This window comes from Streptomyces chromofuscus (genome assembly GCF_015160875.1).
In the GTDB taxonomy this organism is placed as follows: Bacteria; Actinomycetota; Actinomycetes; order Streptomycetales; family Streptomycetaceae; genus Streptomyces; species Streptomyces chromofuscus.
Genome location: NZ_CP063374.1, coordinates 1,191,099 through 1,209,916, shown reverse-complemented (window position 1 = coordinate 1,209,916; position 18,818 = coordinate 1,191,099). Strand labels below are relative to the sequence as shown.

Genomic DNA, 18,818 nt, shown 5'->3' with positions numbered 1-18,818 from the left:
CGGCCGACGGCCTTCGTGCTGGGGCCGACAGTAATGTGACACGCGGCACACGCGGTATCCCCCCGAGGTCCCGGGCGGTGTCCTGCCCAGGTCGGGTGCAGGGGTCTGTTGTAAGGGGCACTCAACCGGCCGTGCGGGCGCCCTTGCCGTGCTGGCACTCCGGCGCTGGCCTCAAGGTATGGCCAAGACCCAGTTGAGCGTCCGCGTCGACGAGGACACCGCCCGCGCGGCCCGCGAACGCGTCCTCGCGCGCGGGACGAGCGTCAACCGCTGCATCGAGGAACTCGTCAAGCAGGACACCGGCGAGGTCGGCCACACCTTCGTGGGGCCGCCGCCGACTTCATGAAGCAGTACGAGTCGGTCTTCGCCGAGGAGTTCGGCGCCGACCACGAGGGCCGGGTGGGCGGAAGCCGGGCGAGTGGGAGCCGGGCGAGCGAGGGCCGCGTGGGCGCGGCGCGTGTGAAGGACGGCCGTGACGGCCGCGCGAGCGAAGGTCGCCGCTGAGTCCGTTGGGCGACCTGACCATCGACCTCGCCTGGCTGCTGATGCTCGCCTAGCAGAAGACGCCGGGAGACCCCCAGGTCACCGACCGGGGCGCCCTCGTCGCCGCCGTCGCGCGCCACCAGGAGCACGTATTCGACGTCCCTGTCTACGACACCCCGCACGCCCGCGCCGCGGCCCTGCTCCAGCTGCTGATCCACGTCCCGCGCTGGAGCGCTCCAACGCCCTGTTCGCCTCCGCCGTGGCGTACGCCTACCTGGTCGCGAGCGGTGCCAACGTCGTCACCTCGCCCGAGCAGGTACGCGACCTGGCCCGGCTGGTCAAGAGCGGCGAGGCGTCGGTGCACGACATCGCGCGCGAGCCGCGCCAGTGGAGCCTGAGAGGCGCCCGCCTACCGCGGCGGGCGCCACGCGGTGCCGAGCACGCAGAAGGAGGTGGGCAGCACGGGTCCTTTCTCCGGCATCAGCAGCCGCCGGTACGGGCCCAGTTCGAGTCCCGCGTCCCGGAACGCGCCCACCGGGTCCCGGGACAGATGGCAGCCGCCGTTCAGCACCGGCCACACCGTGCGGTCCAGCGCGCGCTGCGTGAAGCCCATCGCGCGGCCACCGCCCCGGCCGTGCTCGAAGAACCGCACCTGACCGCCGGGCCGCAGCACGCGCCGCACCTCGCCGAGGGCACGTGGCACGTCCCGCACGCTGCACAGCACCAGCGACAGCACCACGGCGTCGAAGCCCTCGCTCTTGACCGGCAGCGCCTCCGCCGCGCCCGGCACCACGTCGACGGGCACGTCGGCGCGCAGGGCGGCCTCCACCGCCAGCTGCCGCAGACCCCGCTCCGGTTCGATGGCGACGACCTCCGCGACCGTGCGCGGGTAGTGCGAGAAGTTCAGGCCGTTGCCCGCGCCGATCTCGATCACTCGTCCGGACAGTCCGGCGAGCAGCCGCTCGCGCACCCCGGCCATGCCCATCCGGGTCTCGGCGGCCACGCTGAGGCTGGCGTAGTAACGGGCGAACAGCGGGTGGTGCACGGCATCCCGCGCCACCTTGCCGGGACCGGCGGACCGCAGCGGCATGGAAACCTCCCGGGCAGGACGGGCCTTACGGGGGATTCTCCCCCGGATGCGCCCCGTGCACCCCCGCTCGCCGCTCACCCCGCGAAGTCGCACACCGCCCGGGGACACGGTGGCCGTCGTCCCCGCCGGTGCGCCTGAGGCGGCCGCCTGCGGCATCGGGCGCGCCGTTCGGCGGAGCGGGGCGGTCGGCAGGTGATCGGGCGCGTCCGCCGTGCGCGGATCGGGCGGCCGGCGTACGGCAGTCACGCCGCCGCACGCACCCGCCCGCCCGGCCCGATCGGGCGGCCGGACGACACCTCGTGGGCCTCGACGACGCCCCGTCAGCCGTCCCTCACCGGAACGCCTGCGGCGTCTCCCGTACCCGGAACGCCTCCGCGTCCCACGTCCCGTCCAGCCGCGGCGCCAGCCACCCGGGCGCGGCCCTGCGGAAGACCTCCGGCGCCAGCGCCCCCGCCCCGGCCGGCAGGGCGCCCAGCAGCGGCGCGTCCGCCGCCTCCGGCAGATCCGCGAGATTGCAGCGCGAGGCCAGGTCGGGCTCGGAGGGCCAGCTGCCGATCACCACGCCCGCCAGGCCGAGGTCCCGGCGACGCACCTCACGCGTCGTCAGCTCCGTGGCGTTCAGCGTCCCCAGCCCTGCCGCGGCCACCACGAGCACCGGCGCCGCCAGCAGCCGGGCCGCGTCCGCCAGCGTGCCGCCCGCCGGGTCGAACCGCACGAGCAGCCCGCCCGCGCCCTCCACCAGCACCAGTTCGTGCTCGGTGGCCAGCTTCGCCGCGGCTTCGGCGACGTCGTGCGGATGCACCGGCGCCCGCCCGGCCCGCCGCGCCGCGGTGCCCGGCGCCAACGGCTCGGGGTAGCGGGCGAGTTCGGTCGCCGTGACCGGACCCGCCAGTCGCGCGACCTCCTGGGCGTCCCCGCGCTCGTCCGGTCGTACGCCCGTCTGTGCGGCCTTCAGGACGGCGACCGTACGACCCGCCGCGACCGCCGACGCGGCGACCGCGGCCGTCGTGACCGTTTTGCCGACCTCCGTGCCCGTCCCCGTGATCACCAGGATCGGCATGTCATCCCTCCCGTGCGGCCGCGCACACCGCGCGCCCGATCCGTGCCAGGTCGGCGTCGCCCGTGACGTAGGGCGGCATGGTGTAGACGAGGTCGCGGAACGGCCGCAGCCACACGCCCTCGCGGACCGCCGCCCGCGTCGCCGCCGCCATGTCGACCTCGTGGTCGAGCTGGACGACGCCGATGGCGCCCAGCACCCGGACGTCCCGTACCCCCGGCAGGTCCGCGGCCGGTGCCAGCCCGTCCCGCAGTCCCGCCTCGATCCGCTTGACCTCGGCGCGCCAGTCCTGGCCGAGCAGCAGCCCGATCGAGGCGCAGGCGACGGCCGCCGCCAGCGGATTGCCCATGAACGTCGGCCCGTGCGCCAGCACCGGCACCTCGCCGCGGGAGATGCCGTCGGCCACCCGTGTCGTGCACAGCGTCGCCGCCATCGTCAGGTATCCGCCGGTCAGCGCCTTGCCGACGCACATCACGTCCGGCGTCACCGCCGCGTGCTCCGCCGCGAACAGCGCGCCCGTACGCCCGAAGCCGGTCGCGATCTCGTCGAAGACCAGCAGCACGTCGTGGGCGTCGCACGCCTCGCGCAGCACCCGCAGGTACGCGGGGGAGTGGAACCGCATCCCGCCCGCGCCCTGCACCACCGGCTCGACGACGACGGCGGCCAGCTCGTCGGCGTGCCGCGCGATCAGCTCGCGCAGCTCTGCGGCGTACGACTCCTCGTACGCGGCCGGCGGCGGACCCGCGAACACCTGCCGGGGCAGCGCGCCGCTCCACAGTTCGTGCATGCCGCCCTCGGGGTCGCACACCGACATCGGCATCCAGGTGTCGCCGTGGTAGCCGCCCCGCCACGTCAACAGACGCTGCTTCCGCGGCCGGCCGAGCGAACGCCAGTACTGCAGGCACATCTTGATCGCCACCTCGACCGACACCGAGCCGGAGTCGGCGAGGAACACGTGCTCCAGTCCGTCGGGTGACATGTCGACAAGGAGCTTCGTGAGACGCACGGCGGGCTCGTGCGTGAGTCCGCCGAACATCACGTGGCTCATCCGCGCCAGCTGCTCGTGCGCGGCCTCGTCGAGCACCGGGTGGTGGTAGCCGTGGATCGCCGACCACCAGGACGACATCCCGTCGATCAGCTCGCCCGAGCCGTCCGCGAGCCGCAGCCGGACCCCGCTCGCCGACTCCACGACGAGCGGTTCCTGCCGGCCGGGCATGGGGCCGTACGGATGCCAGACGTGCCGCCGGTCGATGTCCAGCAGCTCGGCCAGGGTCAGGTCAGGCATTGGGCGCGAGATCCGTTCCGGCTCCCCGACGGCGTACGGCCACCAGGTCCGTACGCGGCTCGGCGGCCTGCGGGGCCGGAGCGGAACCACAAATGCCGCCGCCTGCGTGCGACCCGCACCCGGCGCTCTCGTCACCCCCGTGCGACCCGCACCCGGCGCCGATCGCGTGCGCCGCGTTCCCCGCGCCCTCGTGCGAGCCGCAGCCGCCGCCCGCCCGGTGCTCCGGCAGTGTCACCTGGCCGGTGCCCTCCACCTCGAACCCGGCGTCGGCGATCATCTCCAGGTCGGCCTTGCCCGCCTGCCCCTCGCTGGTGAGGTAGTCGCCGAGAAAGATGGAGTTGGCCAGGTGCAGCGCGAGCGGCTGCATCGAGCGCAGATGGACCTCGCGCCCGCCCGCGATGCGCACCTCGACGTCCGGGCACACGAACCGCACCATCGCCAGGATCCGCAGACAGCGCTGCGGGGTGAGGTGCCACTCCTTGGCGAGCGGGGTCCCCTCGAACGGGATCAGGAAGTTGACCGGCACCGAGTCCGGGTCCAGCTCGCGCAGCGCGAAGACGACGTCGACCAGGTCCTCGTCCGACTCGCCCATGCCCGCGATCAGTCCGGAGCAGGCGGACAGCCCGGCCGCGTGCGCCTTGGTCACGGTGTCCACCCGGTCGGCGTAGGTGTGGGTGGTCGTGATGTCCGCGTACGTCCCCTCAGACGTGTTGAGGTTGTGGTTGTAGGCGTCCGCGCCGGCCTCGCGCAGCCGCTCCGCCTGCCCGTCGGAGAGCAGCCCGAGGCAGGCGCACACCTCGACGCCCTCGTTCTGCTCCTTGATCGTCTTGATGGTCTCCGAGACCCGGTCCACGTCACGGTCCGTCGGACCGCGTCCGCTGGCCACCAGGCAGACCCGCTTGGCGCCGCCCGCGAGCCCCGCGGCCGCGGCCCGGGAGGCCTCGTCGGGCTTCAGCCAGGTGTACTTGAGGATGTCGGCCTTGGAGCCGAGCCGTTGGGAGCAGTACGAGCAGTCCTCCGGGCACAGGCCCGACTTGAGGTTGACGAGGTAGTTGAGCTTCACCCGTCGGCCGAACCAGTGGCGGCGCACCTTGCCGGCCGCGGCCACCACATCGAGTACGTCGTCGTCGGAAGTGGCGAGGACGGCCAGTGCTTCCTCGCGGGTCGGCGTCTCGCGCCGAAGCCCTTTGTCCACCAGCGTGTTCAGCAGGTCCATGAAAGCTGATCCTGTCCTAACGGACGGCCTTCGGCCAAGAGGAGACTTCACACAACCGTGAGCCGTCGACGTGTGGGTATTGCCACACCCTGAGCCGCGTTGGTCCCCGCTAGGGTCTGTGCACTGCCTACAAAAACACCGGAGGACGGACCCCATGGCGTTCGGCTGGATCGACGAGCAGGCGGAGCTGCGCCGCCGCGCGGGCCTCGTACGGAGCCTGCGACCCCGCCCGGCCGACTCGCCGCTGCTGGACCTGGCGAGCAACGACTACCTGGGGCTGGCCCGGCATCCCGAGGTCGTCGAGGGCGCCGCGCGGGCGGCGCGGAGGTGGGGCGGCGGGTCGACCGGCTCCCGCCTCGTCACCGGCACCACCGAGCTGCACACGGAACTCGAGCGTGAGCTGGCCGGCTTCTGCGGCGTCGAGGCGGCGCTCGTCTTCTCCTCCGGATACGCCGCCAACCTCGCCGCGGTCACCGCGCTGGCGCCGCACGGCACGCTGGTCGTCTCCGACGCGGGCAACCACGCCTCGCTGATCGACGGCTGCCGGCTGGCCCGCGGGACCACGCAGGTCGTCGCGCACGCCGACCCGGACGCGGTGCGCAAGGCGCTGCACACGCACGACGGGCCGGCCGTCGCCGTGTCCGACACGATCTTCTCGGTCGACGGTGACGCGGCCCCCCTCGCGGCGTTGGCCGAGGTGTGCCGCGAGCGCGGCGCGGGACTCGTCCTGGACGACGCCCACGGCCTCGGCGTGCTCGGCGACGGCGGCCGGGGCGCCCCGCACGCGGCGGGGCTCGCCGGCGCGGACGACGTGGTCGTCACGGTCACGCTGTCCAAGTCGCTCGGCAGCCAGGGCGGAGCCGTGCTCGGCCCCGCGCGGGTGATCGACCATCTGGTCAACGCGGCCCGGACGTTCATCTTCGACACGGGACTGGCTCCCGCCGCCGCGGGAGCGGCGCTGGCGGCGCTCGGGCTGCTGCGCCGTGAGCCCGAACGGGCTGCGCGGGCGCGGGCGGTGGCGGATGAGCTGCACGCCCGACTGACGGCCCTCGGGCTTCAGGCGGTACGGCCGGACGCCGCGGTCGTCTCCGTGCGCGCGCCGTCCCCGGAGAGCGCCGTGCGCTGGGCGGCCGACTGCCGCGCCGAGGGGCTCGCCGTGGGCTGCTTCCGGCCTCCCTCCGTGCCCGACGGCATCTCCCGGCTGCGGCTGACGGCCCGCGCGGACCTCTCCGAGGACCAGATCGAACGCGCTGTACGAGTCATCGGCGACACGCGACCATGAGTCGGCGAACCACGGCCGTGCGTCATGCCGTACGGAACTGATCAGAGATGATCGTTGCTGATCGGGGTAGGTCGATGGGAGAAGTTGTCAGGACCGTCAGAGGTGAGCCGTGAAGCCCGCCCAGCTCTCGGGGGAGAAGAGCAGCGCGGGTCCGGCCGGGTCCTTGGAGTCGCGTACGGCGAGCAGTCCGGTCCAGGGGCCCAGAGCAGGCCGGGCCGTCTCGACGCAGTTGTTCGCGCCGGTGCTGTAGCTGCTGCGCAGCCAGTGCACACCGAGCAGTTGAGTGCTGATGGGTACGTTCCGAGGCAGTGCGGTCATGGTGCCTCCTTACGCGCCGTCACCTATCCCGGCGATGTAGTCCAACGAATCCTCGGGCGAAAGGGCGTGGAACCGAAGGGCGTTGAAGGCCTCGATGTAGGCCTCTACGTCTTCTTTCCTTTCGAGGTAGAGGCTACTCGTCAAGTGGTCGAGAACCACAACATCCAGATCAGAAGTGCTCGAAAATGAGAAGATAACGAAAGGCCCCGTGATGCCGATGTGCGCCCCCGCCGCGAAGGGCAGCACTTGCAGGCGCACTTGGGGCAGTCGCGCGGCCTCCACGAGCCGCTCCAGCTGGCGCGCCATCACCTCGGGGCCGCCGACCTCCCGGCGCAGCACCGCCTCGTCGAGCACCGCGCTCAGCGTCAGCGGCGGCTGCGAACGCAGCACGTCCTGCCGGGCCAGACGTACCTCCACCAGGGCGTCCAGACGGTCCTCGTCGACGCCCTCCACCGCGGCGCGGGTCACGGCGCGGGCGTACTCGGGGGTCTGGAGCAGGCCCGGGACGACGGAGGTCTCCAGCGTGCGCATCGCGCCGGCCTGCGACTCCAGGCTGATGAAGTCCCGGTAGGTGGGGGGCAGCACCCCCTTGTAGGCGTGCCACCAGTGGTCCCGGCCGTGGCCGCCGCCGGAACCCGCCAAGGCCAGCAGGAGGTCCCTGAGCTGGGCGTCGTCCACCCCGTAGGCGTCCAGGAGTAACCGGACGTCGGCGGGTTTCACGCCGCTCGCGCCGGTCTCGATACGGCTCACTTTCGACTGGTGCCAGCCCACCAGGCGGGCCGCCTCACCGCTTGTGAGGCCCGCGCGGCCTCGCAGTGTGCGCAATTCGGCGCCCAGTTTCCGGCGGCGAACCGCGGGACCGTGCTGCATGGGCTACTCCCTACTCCCTCCGAGCCGCCCAAATACGCTCTGCCGTCGCAGAGTTCACCGCTTCGAGCGACAGATATATGCATATCTTGGTGGATCGCCACCGCTACCGGTCCGTGAGTGGCAGTCTGGCGAAGAAGCACCAGTCCGGGACCGTACTCGAACCATCCGCTCCGTGTCGGACTGCGGTCCCGTGGGAAAGGGACGACGTCGCCATGGCAGACCACCTGGAAGCATCCGTCACCCTGCCGAGCGATCCCGCCTCGGTCTCCGCCGCCCGCACCTACGTCGTCAGCACCCTGGCGGAATGGGGACTGCCGCCGGAGACGGAGGCGGCCGACACGATCCGGCTCATCGTCTCCGAACTCGCCACCAACGCCGTCCAGCACACCCTCGGTCAGTCGCCCACCTTCACGGTCGCCATGGAGCTCGACCGCGACGAGCAGCTTCGCATCGGCGTGACCGACAGTCACCCCCGTTTCCCGAAGCGGCTCCCGGCCGCCGTCCAGCAGGACAACGGCCGCGGTCTGGTCATCATCCGCTGGCTGACCGCCGAGTGCGGCGGCCGTCTGAGAGTCCGCCCGACCCGTGAGGGGGGCAAGACGGTCTCCATCGAGCTGCCGTGGACGGTACCGGCACGACCGATCCCGCTGGCGGGCCAGCAGGAGACTTAGGCCGCCGGCGAGCGGGGTCAGTGTGCCGGGGTGGGCGTCGCCGGTGTCGGGTCAGGAGTCGTCGTCTTCCGGGCCAGGGGGGCATTGTCGCCCTCGGGCCAATCCTCGGAGGCCACCGCGTCAGACGTCGTCGGCTCCCGGCCCGGGCGCCGGCCGCTTCCGGGCCGGGCGTCGTCGTCCACGGCCGAGCGTCGTCGGCCTCGGAGTGGGCATCGTCCGCTTCCGGGCCGGGCGTCGGCCGTTCTCCGGCCGGGTGCGGGCCGCTGGGCGCGGCGGAGGCGTTGTGGAGCAGGGCGTGGGGGCCGTCTCGCCGGAGTGGTGCGGGATCGAGATCGTCCGGCGCACCGAGCCGCCGACAGCGGGGGCACCCAGACCGGCGTGGCCGCCGTACGCGCCACCAGCTCCGGTACGACCCTCATCCCGAGCCCGCACCGACCGGCGCGCACACCACGGCGTCCCCGGTGTCGCGGTCGGCGCCGCAGACCGGGGATCCCACCGCCGCCCAGCCCCTGCGCCAGCGGGCCCAGCTTCTGCCGCTGGAGGGTCTGCGCGTTCTCGTTGGCCGCGGGCCGGCGACGCACCCGCGTGGGGCGGTGTCGGACCGACGCCCTGCCGGGTCGGATGGTCCGGCGCCCTGCTGAGCGCAGCCTCTGCCGCTGGAGGGTCTGCGCGTTCTCGTTGGCCGCGGGCCGGCGACGCACCCGCGTGGGGCGGTGTCGGACCGACGCCCTGCCGGGTCGGATGGTCCGGCGCCCTGCTGAGCGGTGGCTGCCCGGCCGGGAGCCGGCGCCGCCGAGGGCATGACGGCTGCTGCTGGGCAGGCCGCAGGCCGCTCGCGCCCTGGAGGGCGGCACGGGCGCCGCGCTGACGGTGCTGGGTGCCGCCGCCCCGCCACGGGAGGCGGGACGCGGCCTGAGCCCGCGTCAGGGGCCGGGACGGCGGCGGCGCGTCAGGGGCGCCACCACCGCCCCCAAGGGTTACTTGACGCGGCCGTACCACACGCTCTTCGTCCAGATCTTCTGCAGCCTCACCACGTCCCCGGTCTTCGGGGCGTGCCAGATCTTCCCCTTACCGGCGTAGATCCCGACGTGGTACACGTTCGACCCCGAGTGGAAAAACACGAGGTCGCCGGCCTTGCGGCTCCTCGCCGAGATGTGACGGGTCTTGTTGTACTGCTGAGCGGCCGTGCGGGGCAGCTTCTTGCCCGCCTTCTTGTACGAGTACAGCGTCAGGCCGGAGCAGTCGAACCGGCGCGGACCGGTGGCGCCCCACCTGTACGGGGAGCCCTTCTTCGAGGCCGCGACCTGGAGGGCCTTCGTCGCCGGCGTGGCGGCCGCGGCCTCCGGGGCGAAGCCCGGAGCCACGACGGAGCCGCCCACCGCGGCGAGGGTGAGGGCCGAGGCCGTACCGGCGCGGGCCATGAGCGACGGGACACGATTGAGCGCGGTCATGCGCAACCCTTCGTCAGCCGCCTGTGAAGGATGACCTGTCGGATTCGGGCTGGCGAAGTTGCCCGGCCGCGGTGTCGCGGCTTCACCCCAAGGGCCGCTCGGAACGTGTGCTCCGGCGACCCGTCGTGCTCGGGTCCTCCACTCCTGCCGATCCACTCCTGTCGACCGGTCATCCGGGCGGCGGCAGGATTCGGCGTCCGCCCGGACCGCCCCGCCGCGGTGGCGGGGGCTTGTCGTCAGTCAGGGATCTTGGCTTACACAAGTCCGAAAATCCCAACGCAACCGGGGATTTGTGGCGTTACTCACCACTCACCCGTTCGGGTGGACAGTCTGGTGTGCGAACAGGTGTCAAGGGCGCCGCGCCACCCCGGACCAGGGGCGGAAGGTCGCGTTCCGCCCGCAAGCAGGTCTCGCCGCGCAACCGCAAGGGCCCCGGAACAGCACGTCAGGATCCATCGGACGGCGGTAGCCCTTTTGGTCCCTGTCGACGGCTGTCCGGACGTCCCGCCGTGTCGCCTTGCGGTCCGCGGCGACGGCGGCTGTGCCGGCCGTGCCTCAACTGTCCGAGCGCGGTGGGACGGTGATCCGCGCCGTGCGGCGTTCGCCGTCCAGCACGCGCAGCGCCCGCGCAAGGGTTCGGGCGTGGAGTTCGGTCTCGCCCCGCTGGTGCATCAGCGCGAGCGCGTCGCGCAGTTCGGCGGCCCTGCGCACCAGCGCCTGTGCGGCGCGCAGTCCACGGTACGTGTCGCCGTCGTGCGCCGGGTTGATCCGGCTGAGCAGGTCGACGACGTCCAGGTAACGGTCGATCAGCTCGCCCTCGGCGCGGGTGAGGGCAGGCAGCGGCGGCAGCTCGGGCGGCAGCATCCGCGGCTCACCGCTCGCCGGGTGCCGGGCGGGTGGCCTTGCGGTCGGGGACGATCCGGTCGATCAGGCCGTACTCCAGGGCCTCCTGCGACGTGAGGATCCTGTCCCGCTCGATGTCCGCGCCGACCTGTGCACGGGTGCGCCCGGTGTGCCGTACGAGCAGCTCCTCCAGGCGGGTGCGCACCCACGCCAGCTCCTCCGCCGGGACCGCGAGATCACTCGCCCGTCCCTCGACGGGCTCGTGCAGCGCCGGCTGACTGAGCGCCATCCGGGCGCCGGGGAGGGCGCATCGCTTGCCCGGGGTGCCGGCGGCGAGCAGGACGGCGGCGGTCGATCCGGCCTGCCCGAGGCAGATCGTCTCCACGTCGCAGGCAGACAGGAAGTCGGCGAGCAACCGCCGGGCGGCAAGCAGCCGCAACAAGTCGCCGGGCGGCAAGCCCAGCGCGGCAAAAGGCCGTGCGCCCCGTCCGCTACGGCGGGGCGCACGGCGTTCGGGGTCAGCCGGCCGGCACCGGCCTCGGGGCGGCCGCGGTGTCGTCGGCGTGGGTCGTACGCGGCCTCAGCGTGCTGCCCAGCAGCACTGCCCCGAGCCCCAGCGCGGCCCACCAGGTGAGGGTCAGCGCCGGGCCCAGTGCCGCCGCTCCGTCGAAGTACGACACCGAGCGCAGCAGCGTCGTCCCGGCGCCGGGCGGCAGCCACTGGCCGATCGCCCCGGCCGGCTCGGGCAGCATCTGCGGTGCCGAACCCGCCCCCGAGAACGGGTTGCCGAGCAGCATCAGCACACCCGCGACGATGCCGACGCCGGCCTTGCCCATGAGCGCGGCCAGGCCCGCGACCGCGGCGCTCACCGCCAGCGTGGACAGCCCGAGGGCCGCCGCCTCCGCCCACCAGTCGCCGGTGAGCACCTCCAGCCAGCTGTGCGCGATCGCGGCCACGGTGACGCCGACCAGACCCGAGGTGACCACCAGCGCGATCACCGCGCGGACGCCGCTCAGCCCGATGGTGAAGACGGCCGAGCCGGCCGCTATCCCGGCCAGCGCCAGCGGCAGCACACTCGCGCCGAGGGCCGCGCCCCGCGGGTCGCTCTCGGGGGCCGCCACGACGTCCTCCGCGCGGGGCTCGGCGCCCCCGGCGGACGCGGCCTGTCGCAGCAGCTGTGCGACCAGCGGGCTCCCGGCCGACGCGGTCAGCAGCTCGGGTCCCCGCTCGGTGACGACGATCGCGCCGTACACCGACCGGTCCTCGACGGCCTCCCGGGCGGCGGCCTCGTCCGGGTAGCGGTGGATCTCGAAGGCGCCCTGATGCTGGGCCAGCCCCCGCTCGACCTGCGCCGTGGCGGCGGCCGGGCCCGCGACACCCAGTGGGAGGTCGCGGGGCGCGGTGCGGGCGGCGGGCCAGGCGAAGGCCCACAGCGCCAGGGCCACGAGCAGCGGAGCGAGGACGACGACCGCGATCAGGCGACGGGGGTCCGGGCGGGTGGGGTGCGTGCCGGATGGCGTGGACATGGGTGTGCCCCTCGAGTGGGATCCAAAAAGAAGGATCGTTCGTTTTTGCTTCCGCACCACCGTGCGCCCGCGGTGGCGACTTGTCAAGAATGAATGTTCGTTTTAGCTTGGGGGCATGGCCCGCGTATCCCAGGAACACCTCGACGCCCGTCGTCGGCAGATCCTCGACGGCGCCGCCGTCTGCTTCGCCCGCAACGGGTTCCACGCCACGTCCATGCAGGACGTGCTCAAGGAGGTGGATCTCTCCGCCGGGGCCGTCTACCGCTACTTCAGCGGCAAGGAGGAACTGATCGCCGCGATCGTCGGCGAGGTGCTCAACTCGGTCCGCGGGGCCTTCGAGGAGGCGGCACGGCAGAGCCCGCCCCCGCCGCCGGACGAACTCGTCGCCGCGGTCCTCGGCCGGACGCTCGCCGCCCGGGAGAACCTGACCGTCGACGGCCGGCCCGCCTTTCCGCGGCTCGTGATCCAGGTGTGGACGGAGACCCTGCGCAACGAGGAACTGGCGGCCCTCCTGCGCGAGGGGTACGTCTCGGTGCGCGCGGCCTGGTCGCGGATCGTCGAGGGCTACCAGGACGCCGGGATGATGCGCCCGGACGTCGCCCCGGACCACGTGGCCCGCACGATGATCGCCGCCGTGATGGGCTTCCTCGCTCAGCAGTCCCTCTTCGGACCCGCCCCGGTCGACGTACTCCGCGACGGGCTGCGGGCGTTGGGGACCATGCGGCACGAGGACACCGCGACGCGCGGATCACAGCTTGGTTAACGTGCTCGAAACTCGTGCCGACTAGCCTGCCCCTCCACGCCACCAGGGACGTTGCCGGTGGCCGCGGCCACCGGGCCCCGCACGGCCCGGAGCGAGGAGGTGAGGTGGGACGTGCAACTGACCCCGCACGAGCAGGAGAGGCTGCTGATCCACGTGGCGGCCGACGTTGCCGAGAAGCGCCGCGCCCGCGGGCTGCGACTGAACCACCCCGAAGCCGTGGCCCTCATCACGTCGCACATCCTCGAAGGCGCCCGTGACGGCCGCACCGTCGCCGAACTCATGGCCTCCGGACGCGAACTCCTCACCAGGGACGACGTCATGGAGGGCATCTCGGAGATGATCCACGACGTGCAGGTCGAGGCGACCTTCCCGGACGGCACCAAGCTCGTCACCGTCCACGACCCGATCGTGTGAGGGGCCCGCGATGATCCCCGGAGAGATCCTGTTCGGCGACGGCCCGATTGCCTACAACGCGGGCCGCGAGGTCACCCGCCTCACCGTGCTCAACGCCGCCGACCGGCCCGTCCAGGTCGGCTCCCACTACCACTTCGCCGAGGCCAACCCCGGCCTGGAGTTCGACCGCGCCGCCGCGCGCGGCAAGCGGCTCAACGTCGCCGCCGGCACGGCCGTACGCTTCGAACCCGGCATCCCCGTCGACGTCGAACTCGTGCCCCTCGCGGGCGCCCGTGTGGTGCCCGGACTGCGCGGGGAGACCGGAGGTGCCCTCGATGCCTGAGATCTCGCGGGCCGCTTACGCCGACCTGTTCGGCCCGACCACCGGTGACCGCATCCGGCTCGCCGACACCGATCTGCTGGTCGAGATCGAGGAGGACCGCAGCGGCGGGCCCGGACTGTCGGGCGACGAGGCGGTGTTCGGCGGCGGCAAGGTCATCCGCGAGTCCATGGGACAGGCGCGCGCCACGCGCGCGGACGGCACGCCCGACACGGTCGTCACCGGCGCGGTGATCGTCGACCACTGGGGGATCGTCAAGGCCGACGTCGGCATCCGCGACGGCCGGATCACCGGGATCGGGAAGGCGGGCAACCCGGACACGATGGACGGCGTCCACCCGGACCTGGTCATCGGACCGGAGACCGAGGTCATCGCGGGCAACGGGCGGATCCTGACGGCCGGGGCCATCGACGCCCACGTCCACTTCATCTGCCCGCAGATCGCCGACGAGGCGCTGGCGGCGGGCATCACGACCCTCGTCGGTGGCGGCACCGGACCGGCCGAGGGTTCCAAGGCGACCACGGTCACGCCCGGCCCCTGGCACCTGGCCCGGATGCTGGAGGCGATGGAGCGGTACCCGCTCAACATCGGCTTCCTCGGCAAGGGCAACACCGTCTCCCACGAGGCGATGCTGTCCCAGATCCGTGGCGGCGCACTCGGCCTGAAACTGCACGAGGACTGGGGCTCCACCCCGGCCGTCATCGACGCCTCGCTGACCGTCGCCGAACAGACTGGCATCCAGGTCGCCCTCCACACCGACACGCTGAACGAAGCCGGCTTCGTCGGCGACACGCTGGCCGCGATCGGCGGACGGGGCATCCACGCATACCACACGGAGGGCGCGGGCGGCGGGCACGCCCCCGACATCATGACCGTGGTCGCCGAGCCACACGTGCTGCCCAGCTCCACGAACCCGACGCGGCCGTTCACCGTCAACACCGCCGAGGAACACCTCGACATGCTGATGGTGTGCCACCACCTCAACCCGGCGGTGCCGGAGGACCTGGCCTTCGCCGAGTCCCGGATCAGGCCGTCCACGATCGGCGCTGAGGACATCCTGCACGACCTGGGCGCGATCTCGATCATCTCGTCGGACTCCCAGGCCATGGGCCGGGTCGGCGAGGTCGTCATGCGCACCTGGCAGACCGCCCATGTGATGAAGCGGCGGCGCGGCGCACTGCCCGGCGACGGACAGGCGGACAACCACCGGGTACGTCGCTATGTCGCCAAGTACACGATCAACCCGGCGCTCGCCCAGGGCCTCGCGCGCGAGGTCGGCTCCGTGGAGACCGGCAAGCTCGCCGACCTGGTGCTCTGGGAGCCCGCGTTCTTCGGCGTCAAGCCGCACCTCGTCCTGAAGGGCGGGCAGATCGCGTACGCGCAGATGGGCGACGCCAACGCCTCGATCCCCACGCCCCAGCCGATCCTGCCCCGGCCGATGTACGGGGCGATCGGGCGGGCACCGGCCTCGAACTCCGTCAACTTCGTGGCGCCGCTCGCCATCGAGGACGGGCTCCCGGAGCGGCTCGGCCTCGGGAAGCGGTTCGTCGCCATCGAGTCGACCCGCAGCGTGACCAAGGCCGACATGCGGGAGAACGACGCGCGGCCCCACGTGCGCGTCGACCCCGACAGCTTCGCCGTGCACATCGACGGGGAACTCGTCGAGGCGACACCGGCCGCCGAACTGCCCATGGCCCAGCGGTACTTCCTCTTCTGAGGTGCGGTGATGTCACGAGCGGCGCTCCTCGTCCTCGCCGACGGCCGCTTCCCCGCCGGCGGGCACGCGCACTCCGGCGGGGCCGAGGCCGCGGTGAAGGCGGGACGGATCACCGGCGCGGCGAGCCTGGAGGACTTCTGCCGGGGCCGCCTGCACACGGCGGGGCTGGTGTCGGCGGCCCTCGCCGCGGCGGCGGCGCTCGGCGTCGACCCGCGCGAGCTGGACGCGGCGGCGGACGCGCGGACGCCGTCCCCGGCGCTCCGACTGACGGCGCGCAAGCTGGGACGGCAGATGCTGCGGGCCGCGCGCGCCACCTGGCCGTCCGCCGAACTGGACGCCCTGGCACGGGCGTTCCCCAAGGGGGCGCATCAGCCGGTGGTGCTCGGCCTCGCGGCGCGGGCGGCCGGGCTGAGGGCCCTCGACGCCGCCTACTGCGCGGCGTACGAGAGTGTGAGCGGACCGGCGAGCGCGACGGTGCGGTTGCTGAGTCTCGATCCGTTCGACGCGACCGGGGTGCTGGCACGGCTGGCGCCCGAGGTGGACCGCGTCGCGGACCGGTCGGGGGAGGCCGCGCGGGCCGCCGTCCATGAGGGGGTGGACGTACTGCCCGCCGCTTCGGCTCCGCTGCTGGAGATCGGGGCGGAGGCTCATGCCGGATGGGGGGTGCGGCTGTTCGCCTCGTGAGTTCGCTCGGACCCCACACATAGTGCCCCCCTGACCCCCGTCGGCCTGAACGGCCCCGTCCTCGATCAGCCGGACGGGCCGGGAAGCAGGCCGGCTTCACAAGGAGCCGCATCGATGCACGTCGACCACTCCCACCACGACACCCCTGCCGTCAGCGCCGACGCCCACCGCCCGGACGGCCGCCGTCGTGCCCTGCGGATCGGGCTCGGTGGGCCCGTGGGGTCCGGCAAGACCGCCACCGTCGCCGCGCTCTGCCGCGCGCTGCGGGACGAGCTCTCCCTGGCCGTCGTCACCAACGACATCTACACCCGCGAGGACGCCGAGTTCCTCCGGCGGGAGGCCGTGCTGCCGTCGGAGCGGATCACCGCCGTGGAGACGGGGGCCTGCCCGCACACCGCGATCCGGGACGACATCTCCGCCAACCTCGAAGCGGTCGAGGACCTGGAGGACGAAGTCGGGCCGCTGGACCTGATCCTGGTCGAGTCCGGCGGCGACAACCTCACCGCCACCTTCTCCAAGGGCCTCGTCGACGCACAGATCTTCGTCATCGACGTGGCCGGCGGAGACGACATCCCGCGCAAGGGCGGCCCCGGCGTCACCACCGCCGACCTGCTCGTCGTCAACAAGACCGACCTCGCCCCGTACGTCGGCTCCGACCTGGCGCGGATGGCCGCCGACGCCAAGGCCCAACGGGCCGAACTGCCGGTCGTCTTCCAGTCGCTGCGCGGCGAGCCGGGCGTGCGGGACGTGGCCGACTGGGTGCGCGCGCGGCTCACCGCGTGGACGGCATGAGCGCGGCGACCAGCGGCGTGCGCGCCACCGCCCGCATCCTCGCCCGCCCCGACGGGCGCGGCGGTACGGCCCTGCCCGTACTGGCGGGTGAAGGGCCGCTGGCGTTGCGCCGGACGCGGGGCAGCGCCGACGAGGCCCGGGTCATGGTGATCGGCGCGATGAGCGGCCCCCTCGGCGGCGACCACCTCACGATCGAGGCCGGCGTCGAGGACGGCGCCCGGCTGCACGTCGGGTCGGCCGCCGCCACCCTCGCACTGCCCGGCCAGGCCAAGGGCGAGGCCCGCTACGACGTCCGTCTCACGGTGGCCGACGGTGGTGAACTGCGATGGCTACCCGAGCAGTTGATCTCCGCGTACGACAGCGACCTGCACGTGCGCACCCGGGCCGACCTTGGCCCGGCCGCCCGTCTCGTGCTGCGCGAGGAGCAGGTTCTCGGTCGGGCGGGTGAGGAACCCGGGCGGCTCACCAGCCGGCTGTCCGTGCGGATCGCCGGGCGGACCGTGCTCGACCAGGAGCTGTCCTGCGGTCCGGGCGCCCCCGGCGGCTGGGACGGTCCCGCCGGGCTCGGCGGTCGCCGTGCCGTGGGGCAACTGGTCGTCGTACGGCCGGAGTTCGCCGAACACCCGGTGTCGGCACGGGTGGTGGGGGAGGGCGCCGCGGTCCTGCCGCTCGCCGGACCCGCCGCGTTGGTGACCGCCGTCGCCTCGGACGCGCTGCGGCTGCGGCGGCTGCTGGACGAGGCGCTGGACTCGATCGGGTGAAGATCCGTCCAGCGAAGGTGCCTCACCGGTGGTCGGATTGGCAAAGAAGCCCCACCGTCCCTGTTCTCGGCGACCTCACGGCGGACAGGATCGCCCGGACTCCCAGGTGGACGGCTACCTGCTCACCGGCGCGCTGGACACCGAGGACGTGACGTGCGCCCCGCACGCCACGCCCAAGCCGTGACCGGCGGTCATACGGTGTCGGAGGTGGCCGGCGGACCGGCCGGCCGCCCCTCGCCGAACCAGGCGTCCTCGGCCGCGTAGTCGAAGAGGTCGCCGTACGCCTGAAACATCTTTGGGTACGCCTCCCGCCAGTCACGGCCGGACAGCCGGCGCTCGATCCACTCGACCGTCTCCGGGAGCGTGGCGGCGTGGCGCACCACCGGGCGGTAGCCCAGCTCCCGTTGCGCCGCCGACATGTCACAGACCACCGGTGCCGGGACCGACCACGGGCTGTCGCCCACCCCCGGCACCGGCGGAGGCCCGTCGACGAGCACCGTCTCCGTCTCGACCCCCATCACGGCGTCGATCGCGGTCGCGATCTCCAGCACCGGTGGCGCCTCGTCGTCACAGGCGTTGAGGACCCGCGAGCCGGGCCGGGCCGCCGCGAGCCGGATCAGTTCGGCGAGGGTGTGCACGCTCACCGGGTGGAAGCGGCTCCGCCCGCCGTGGGCGAGGACGCGCCGACGGCGGCCGTCGAGGTTGCGTTTGACGAAGTACAGCTCGCGGGGTGTGCGGCAGTGCGGGCCGTGCACCGCGCCGGCGCGCAGCAGCGTGGTGGGCAACCGGTCGCCCGCGGCGAGCAGTTCGCGTTCCAGGGCCGCCTTGCGGGTGCTGTACGACGCCTCGCCGGGCGTCACCGTCCGTTGGCTCTCCGGGACGGGCACCGGGTACACGGGGAAGCCGTCCGGTTCGGCCTGGGTGTCGAAGCCGCGGCCGTTGTCGTCCTCGTACACCGACACGCTGGAGATCACCACGGCCGAGCCGATCCGCCCGGCCAGGCCCGTCAACTGCCGGGCGTGTTCCGCGCCGTAGGCGACGACGTCGACCACGAGGTCGCAGCCGTCGCCGACCACCGCGGCCAGCGCCGCGTCGTCGTCCCGGTCCAGCCGTACCGCCCGTACCTCCCCGGGCCAGGTCTCGTCCCGTCCGCCGCCCCGCGAGGCGGCCGTCACCTCCCAGCCGTCCCGCGCGAGCGCGTGCACCGCCGGGCGCCCGATCTGCCCCGTCGCTCCGATCACCACAGCACGTTTCATGGGGCGACCGTATGCCGCGA

At 73.3% G+C, this 18,818-nt stretch carries 20 protein-coding genes, 4 pseudogenes and 1 riboswitch; of the genes and pseudogenes, 12 read left to right on the top strand and 12 right to left on the bottom strand.

The genetic code is table 11. The features are described from left to right. Positions 1-178 precede the first annotated feature (178 nt). Together IPT68_RS05410 and IPT68_RS33855 are read left to right on the top strand one after the other, a co-directional pair. A pseudogene (locus IPT68_RS05410) lies at positions 179-396 on the top strand (toxin-antitoxin system HicB family antitoxin); the annotation flags it as partial. 113 nt (positions 397-509) lie between these two features. After that, positions 510-880: pseudogene (locus IPT68_RS33855) on the top strand (fic family toxin-antitoxin system, toxin component); the annotation flags it as partial. Positions 881-892: 12 nt separating this feature from the next. On the opposite strand, the gene IPT68_RS05405 reads toward IPT68_RS33855, so the two are convergent. From IPT68_RS05405 to bioB, 4 genes are all read right to left on the bottom strand, one after another. Next, positions 893-1,573, bottom strand: coding sequence for a class I SAM-dependent methyltransferase (locus IPT68_RS05405; RefSeq protein ID WP_189697193.1), 681 nt, complete (start codon positions 1,571-1,573; stop codon positions 893-895). 331 nt (positions 1,574-1,904) lie between these two features. Beyond that, positions 1,905-2,633: a dethiobiotin synthase gene (gene bioD, locus IPT68_RS05400; protein WP_189697194.1), complete on the bottom strand. Its 729-nt coding sequence runs from the start codon at positions 2,631-2,633 to the stop codon at positions 1,905-1,907. A gap of 1 nt (position 2,634) precedes the next feature. Further along, complete coding sequence (locus IPT68_RS05395) at positions 2,635-3,915, bottom strand: adenosylmethionine--8-amino-7-oxononanoate transaminase (protein ID WP_189697195.1); 1,281 nt, start codon at positions 3,913-3,915, stop codon at positions 2,635-2,637. After that, complete coding sequence (gene bioB / locus IPT68_RS05390; RefSeq protein ID WP_189697196.1) at positions 3,908-5,131, bottom strand: biotin synthase BioB; 1,224 nt, start codon at positions 5,129-5,131, stop codon at positions 3,908-3,910. Before bioB ends, IPT68_RS05395 begins: the two co-directional genes overlap by 8 nt. A 154-nt stretch (positions 5,132-5,285) precedes the next feature. Between bioB and IPT68_RS05385 the strand changes: the two genes are divergently transcribed. Continuing rightward, entirely contained in the window at positions 5,286-6,413 is a 1,128-nt protein-coding gene (locus IPT68_RS05385) for an 8-amino-7-oxononanoate synthase (RefSeq protein WP_189697197.1), read from the top strand. Positions 6,414-6,509: 96 nt separating this feature from the next. Here the strand turns inward: IPT68_RS05385 and IPT68_RS05380 are convergent, their stop codons facing one another. Continuing rightward, positions 6,510-6,731 (bottom strand): DUF397 domain-containing protein, encoded by a 222-nt coding sequence (locus tag IPT68_RS05380; RefSeq protein WP_189697198.1) that lies wholly within the window; start codon positions 6,729-6,731, stop codon positions 6,510-6,512. Positions 6,732-6,740: 9 nt separating this feature from the next. Beyond that, on the bottom strand, positions 6,741-7,601 hold the full coding sequence (locus tag IPT68_RS05375; RefSeq protein WP_189697199.1) for a helix-turn-helix domain-containing protein: 861 nt from the start codon (positions 7,599-7,601) through the stop codon (positions 6,741-6,743). A gap of 212 nt (positions 7,602-7,813) precedes the next feature. Here IPT68_RS05375 and IPT68_RS05370 point away from each other — a divergent pair, with 212 nt between their 5' ends. After that, positions 7,814-8,272: an ATP-binding protein gene (locus IPT68_RS05370; RefSeq protein WP_189697200.1), complete on the top strand. Its 459-nt coding sequence runs from the start codon at positions 7,814-7,816 to the stop codon at positions 8,270-8,272. Positions 8,273-8,751: 479 nt separating this feature from the next. Here IPT68_RS05370 and IPT68_RS05365 read toward each other — a convergent pair. The 5 genes and pseudogenes from IPT68_RS05365 to IPT68_RS05345 all read right to left on the bottom strand — a co-directional run. After that, positions 8,752-8,838: pseudogene (locus IPT68_RS05365) on the bottom strand (YbaB/EbfC family nucleoid-associated protein); the annotation flags it as partial. A gap of 411 nt (positions 8,839-9,249) precedes the next feature. Further along, positions 9,250-9,723 (bottom strand): C40 family peptidase, encoded by a 474-nt coding sequence (locus IPT68_RS05360; protein WP_189697201.1) that lies wholly within the window; start codon positions 9,721-9,723, stop codon positions 9,250-9,252. Positions 9,724-9,726: 3 nt separating this feature from the next. Next, positions 9,727-9,929, bottom strand: a riboswitch (cyclic di-AMP (ydaO/yuaA leader). A 349-nt stretch (positions 9,930-10,278) separates the two neighbouring features. Then, positions 10,279-10,587: a hypothetical protein gene (locus tag IPT68_RS05355; protein ID WP_189697202.1), complete on the bottom strand. Its 309-nt coding sequence runs from the start codon at positions 10,585-10,587 to the stop codon at positions 10,279-10,281. Between the two features lie 7 nt (positions 10,588-10,594). Continuing rightward, a pseudogene (locus IPT68_RS05350) lies at positions 10,595-10,957 on the bottom strand (ATP-dependent Clp protease proteolytic subunit); the annotation flags it as partial. A 127-nt stretch (positions 10,958-11,084) separates the two neighbouring features. After that, positions 11,085-12,092, bottom strand: a complete 1,008-nt coding sequence (locus IPT68_RS05345) for an ABC transporter permease (RefSeq protein WP_189697203.1) — start codon at positions 12,090-12,092, stop codon at positions 11,085-11,087. Between the two features lie 115 nt (positions 12,093-12,207). On the opposite strand from IPT68_RS05345, the gene IPT68_RS05340 reads away from it, so the two are divergent. The 8 genes from IPT68_RS05340 to IPT68_RS05305 all read left to right on the top strand — a co-directional run bounded on the left by IPT68_RS05340 (position 12,208) and on the right by IPT68_RS05305 (position 17,726). Further along, positions 12,208-12,855: a TetR/AcrR family transcriptional regulator gene (locus IPT68_RS05340; RefSeq protein WP_189697204.1), complete on the top strand. Its 648-nt coding sequence runs from the start codon at positions 12,208-12,210 to the stop codon at positions 12,853-12,855. 111 nt (positions 12,856-12,966) lie between these two features. After that, a complete protein-coding gene (locus IPT68_RS05335) occupies positions 12,967-13,269 on the top strand; it encodes an urease subunit gamma (RefSeq protein ID WP_189697205.1) in 303 nt (100 codons plus the stop codon). Positions 13,270-13,279: 10 nt separating this feature from the next. Beyond that, complete coding sequence (locus tag IPT68_RS05330; protein WP_189697206.1) at positions 13,280-13,591, top strand: urease subunit beta; 312 nt, start codon at positions 13,280-13,282, stop codon at positions 13,589-13,591. Next, complete coding sequence (locus IPT68_RS05325; RefSeq protein ID WP_189697207.1) at positions 13,584-15,305, top strand: urease subunit alpha; 1,722 nt, start codon at positions 13,584-13,586, stop codon at positions 15,303-15,305. Before IPT68_RS05330 ends, IPT68_RS05325 begins: the two co-directional genes overlap by 8 nt. 9 nt (positions 15,306-15,314) lie before the next feature. Beyond that, positions 15,315-15,989 carry an urease accessory protein UreF gene (locus IPT68_RS05320; protein WP_189697208.1) on the top strand — a complete coding sequence of 225 codons (675 nt, stop codon included), beginning with the start codon at positions 15,315-15,317 and terminating at the stop codon, positions 15,987-15,989. A 114-nt stretch (positions 15,990-16,103) separates the two neighbouring features. Further along, a complete protein-coding gene (gene ureG / locus IPT68_RS05315; RefSeq protein ID WP_189697209.1) occupies positions 16,104-16,781 on the top strand; it encodes an urease accessory protein UreG in 678 nt (225 codons plus the stop codon). Beyond that, positions 16,778-17,542 carry an urease accessory protein UreD gene (locus IPT68_RS05310; RefSeq protein ID WP_189697210.1) on the top strand — a complete coding sequence of 255 codons (765 nt, stop codon included), beginning with the start codon at positions 16,778-16,780 and terminating at the stop codon, positions 17,540-17,542. The genes ureG and IPT68_RS05310 overlap by 4 nt, the downstream gene beginning before the upstream one ends. A gap of 28 nt (positions 17,543-17,570) precedes the next feature. Then, on the top strand, positions 17,571-17,726 hold the full coding sequence (locus IPT68_RS05305; protein ID WP_189697430.1) for a hypothetical protein: 156 nt from the start codon (positions 17,571-17,573) through the stop codon (positions 17,724-17,726). A 7-nt stretch (positions 17,727-17,733) separates the two neighbouring features. Here the strand turns inward: IPT68_RS05305 and IPT68_RS05300 are convergent, their stop codons facing one another. After that, complete coding sequence (locus IPT68_RS05300; RefSeq protein WP_189697411.1) at positions 17,734-18,786, bottom strand: NAD-dependent epimerase/dehydratase family protein; 1,053 nt, start codon at positions 18,784-18,786, stop codon at positions 17,734-17,736. Positions 18,787-18,818: the final 32 nt, after the last annotated feature.

What these genes read in the sequence shown, in the direction of transcription:
- IPT68_RS05345 (WP_189697203.1), bottom strand. Translation starts at nt 12,092, where the DNA reads ATGTCCACGCCATCCGGCACGCACCCCACCCGCCCGGACCCCCGTCGC.
- IPT68_RS05375 (WP_189697199.1), bottom strand. Translation starts at nt 7,601, where the DNA reads ATGCAGCACGGTCCCGCGGTTCGCCGCCGGAAACTGGGCGCCGAATTG.
- IPT68_RS05385 (WP_189697197.1), top strand. Translation starts at nt 5,286, where the DNA reads ATGGCGTTCGGCTGGATCGACGAGCAGGCGGAGCTGCGCCGCCGCGCG.
- IPT68_RS05395 (WP_189697195.1), bottom strand. Translation starts at nt 3,915, where the DNA reads ATGCCTGACCTGACCCTGGCCGAGCTGCTGGACATCGACCGGCGGCAC.
- ureG (WP_189697209.1), top strand. Translation starts at nt 16,104, where the DNA reads ATGCACGTCGACCACTCCCACCACGACACCCCTGCCGTCAGCGCCGAC.
- IPT68_RS05320 (WP_189697208.1), top strand. Translation starts at nt 15,315, where the DNA reads ATGTCACGAGCGGCGCTCCTCGTCCTCGCCGACGGCCGCTTCCCCGCC.
- bioB (WP_189697196.1), bottom strand. Translation starts at nt 5,131, where the DNA reads ATGGACCTGCTGAACACGCTGGTGGACAAAGGGCTTCGGCGCGAGACG.
- IPT68_RS05310 (WP_189697210.1), top strand. Translation starts at nt 16,778, where the DNA reads ATGAGCGCGGCGACCAGCGGCGTGCGCGCCACCGCCCGCATCCTCGCC.
- IPT68_RS05355 (WP_189697202.1), bottom strand. Translation starts at nt 10,587, where the DNA reads ATGCTGCCGCCCGAGCTGCCGCCGCTGCCTGCCCTCACCCGCGCCGAG.
- IPT68_RS05370 (WP_189697200.1), top strand. Translation starts at nt 7,814, where the DNA reads ATGGCAGACCACCTGGAAGCATCCGTCACCCTGCCGAGCGATCCCGCC.
- IPT68_RS05330 (WP_189697206.1), top strand. Translation starts at nt 13,280, where the DNA reads ATGATCCCCGGAGAGATCCTGTTCGGCGACGGCCCGATTGCCTACAAC.
- IPT68_RS05340 (WP_189697204.1), top strand. Translation starts at nt 12,208, where the DNA reads ATGGCCCGCGTATCCCAGGAACACCTCGACGCCCGTCGTCGGCAGATC.
- IPT68_RS05405 (WP_189697193.1), bottom strand. Translation starts at nt 1,573, where the DNA reads ATGCCGCTGCGGTCCGCCGGTCCCGGCAAGGTGGCGCGGGATGCCGTG.
- IPT68_RS05360 (WP_189697201.1), bottom strand. Translation starts at nt 9,723, where the DNA reads ATGACCGCGCTCAATCGTGTCCCGTCGCTCATGGCCCGCGCCGGTACG.
- IPT68_RS05325 (WP_189697207.1), top strand. Translation starts at nt 13,584, where the DNA reads ATGCCTGAGATCTCGCGGGCCGCTTACGCCGACCTGTTCGGCCCGACC.
- IPT68_RS05380 (WP_189697198.1), bottom strand. Translation starts at nt 6,731, where the DNA reads ATGACCGCACTGCCTCGGAACGTACCCATCAGCACTCAACTGCTCGGT.
- bioD (WP_189697194.1), bottom strand. Translation starts at nt 2,633, where the DNA reads ATGCCGATCCTGGTGATCACGGGGACGGGCACGGAGGTCGGCAAAACG.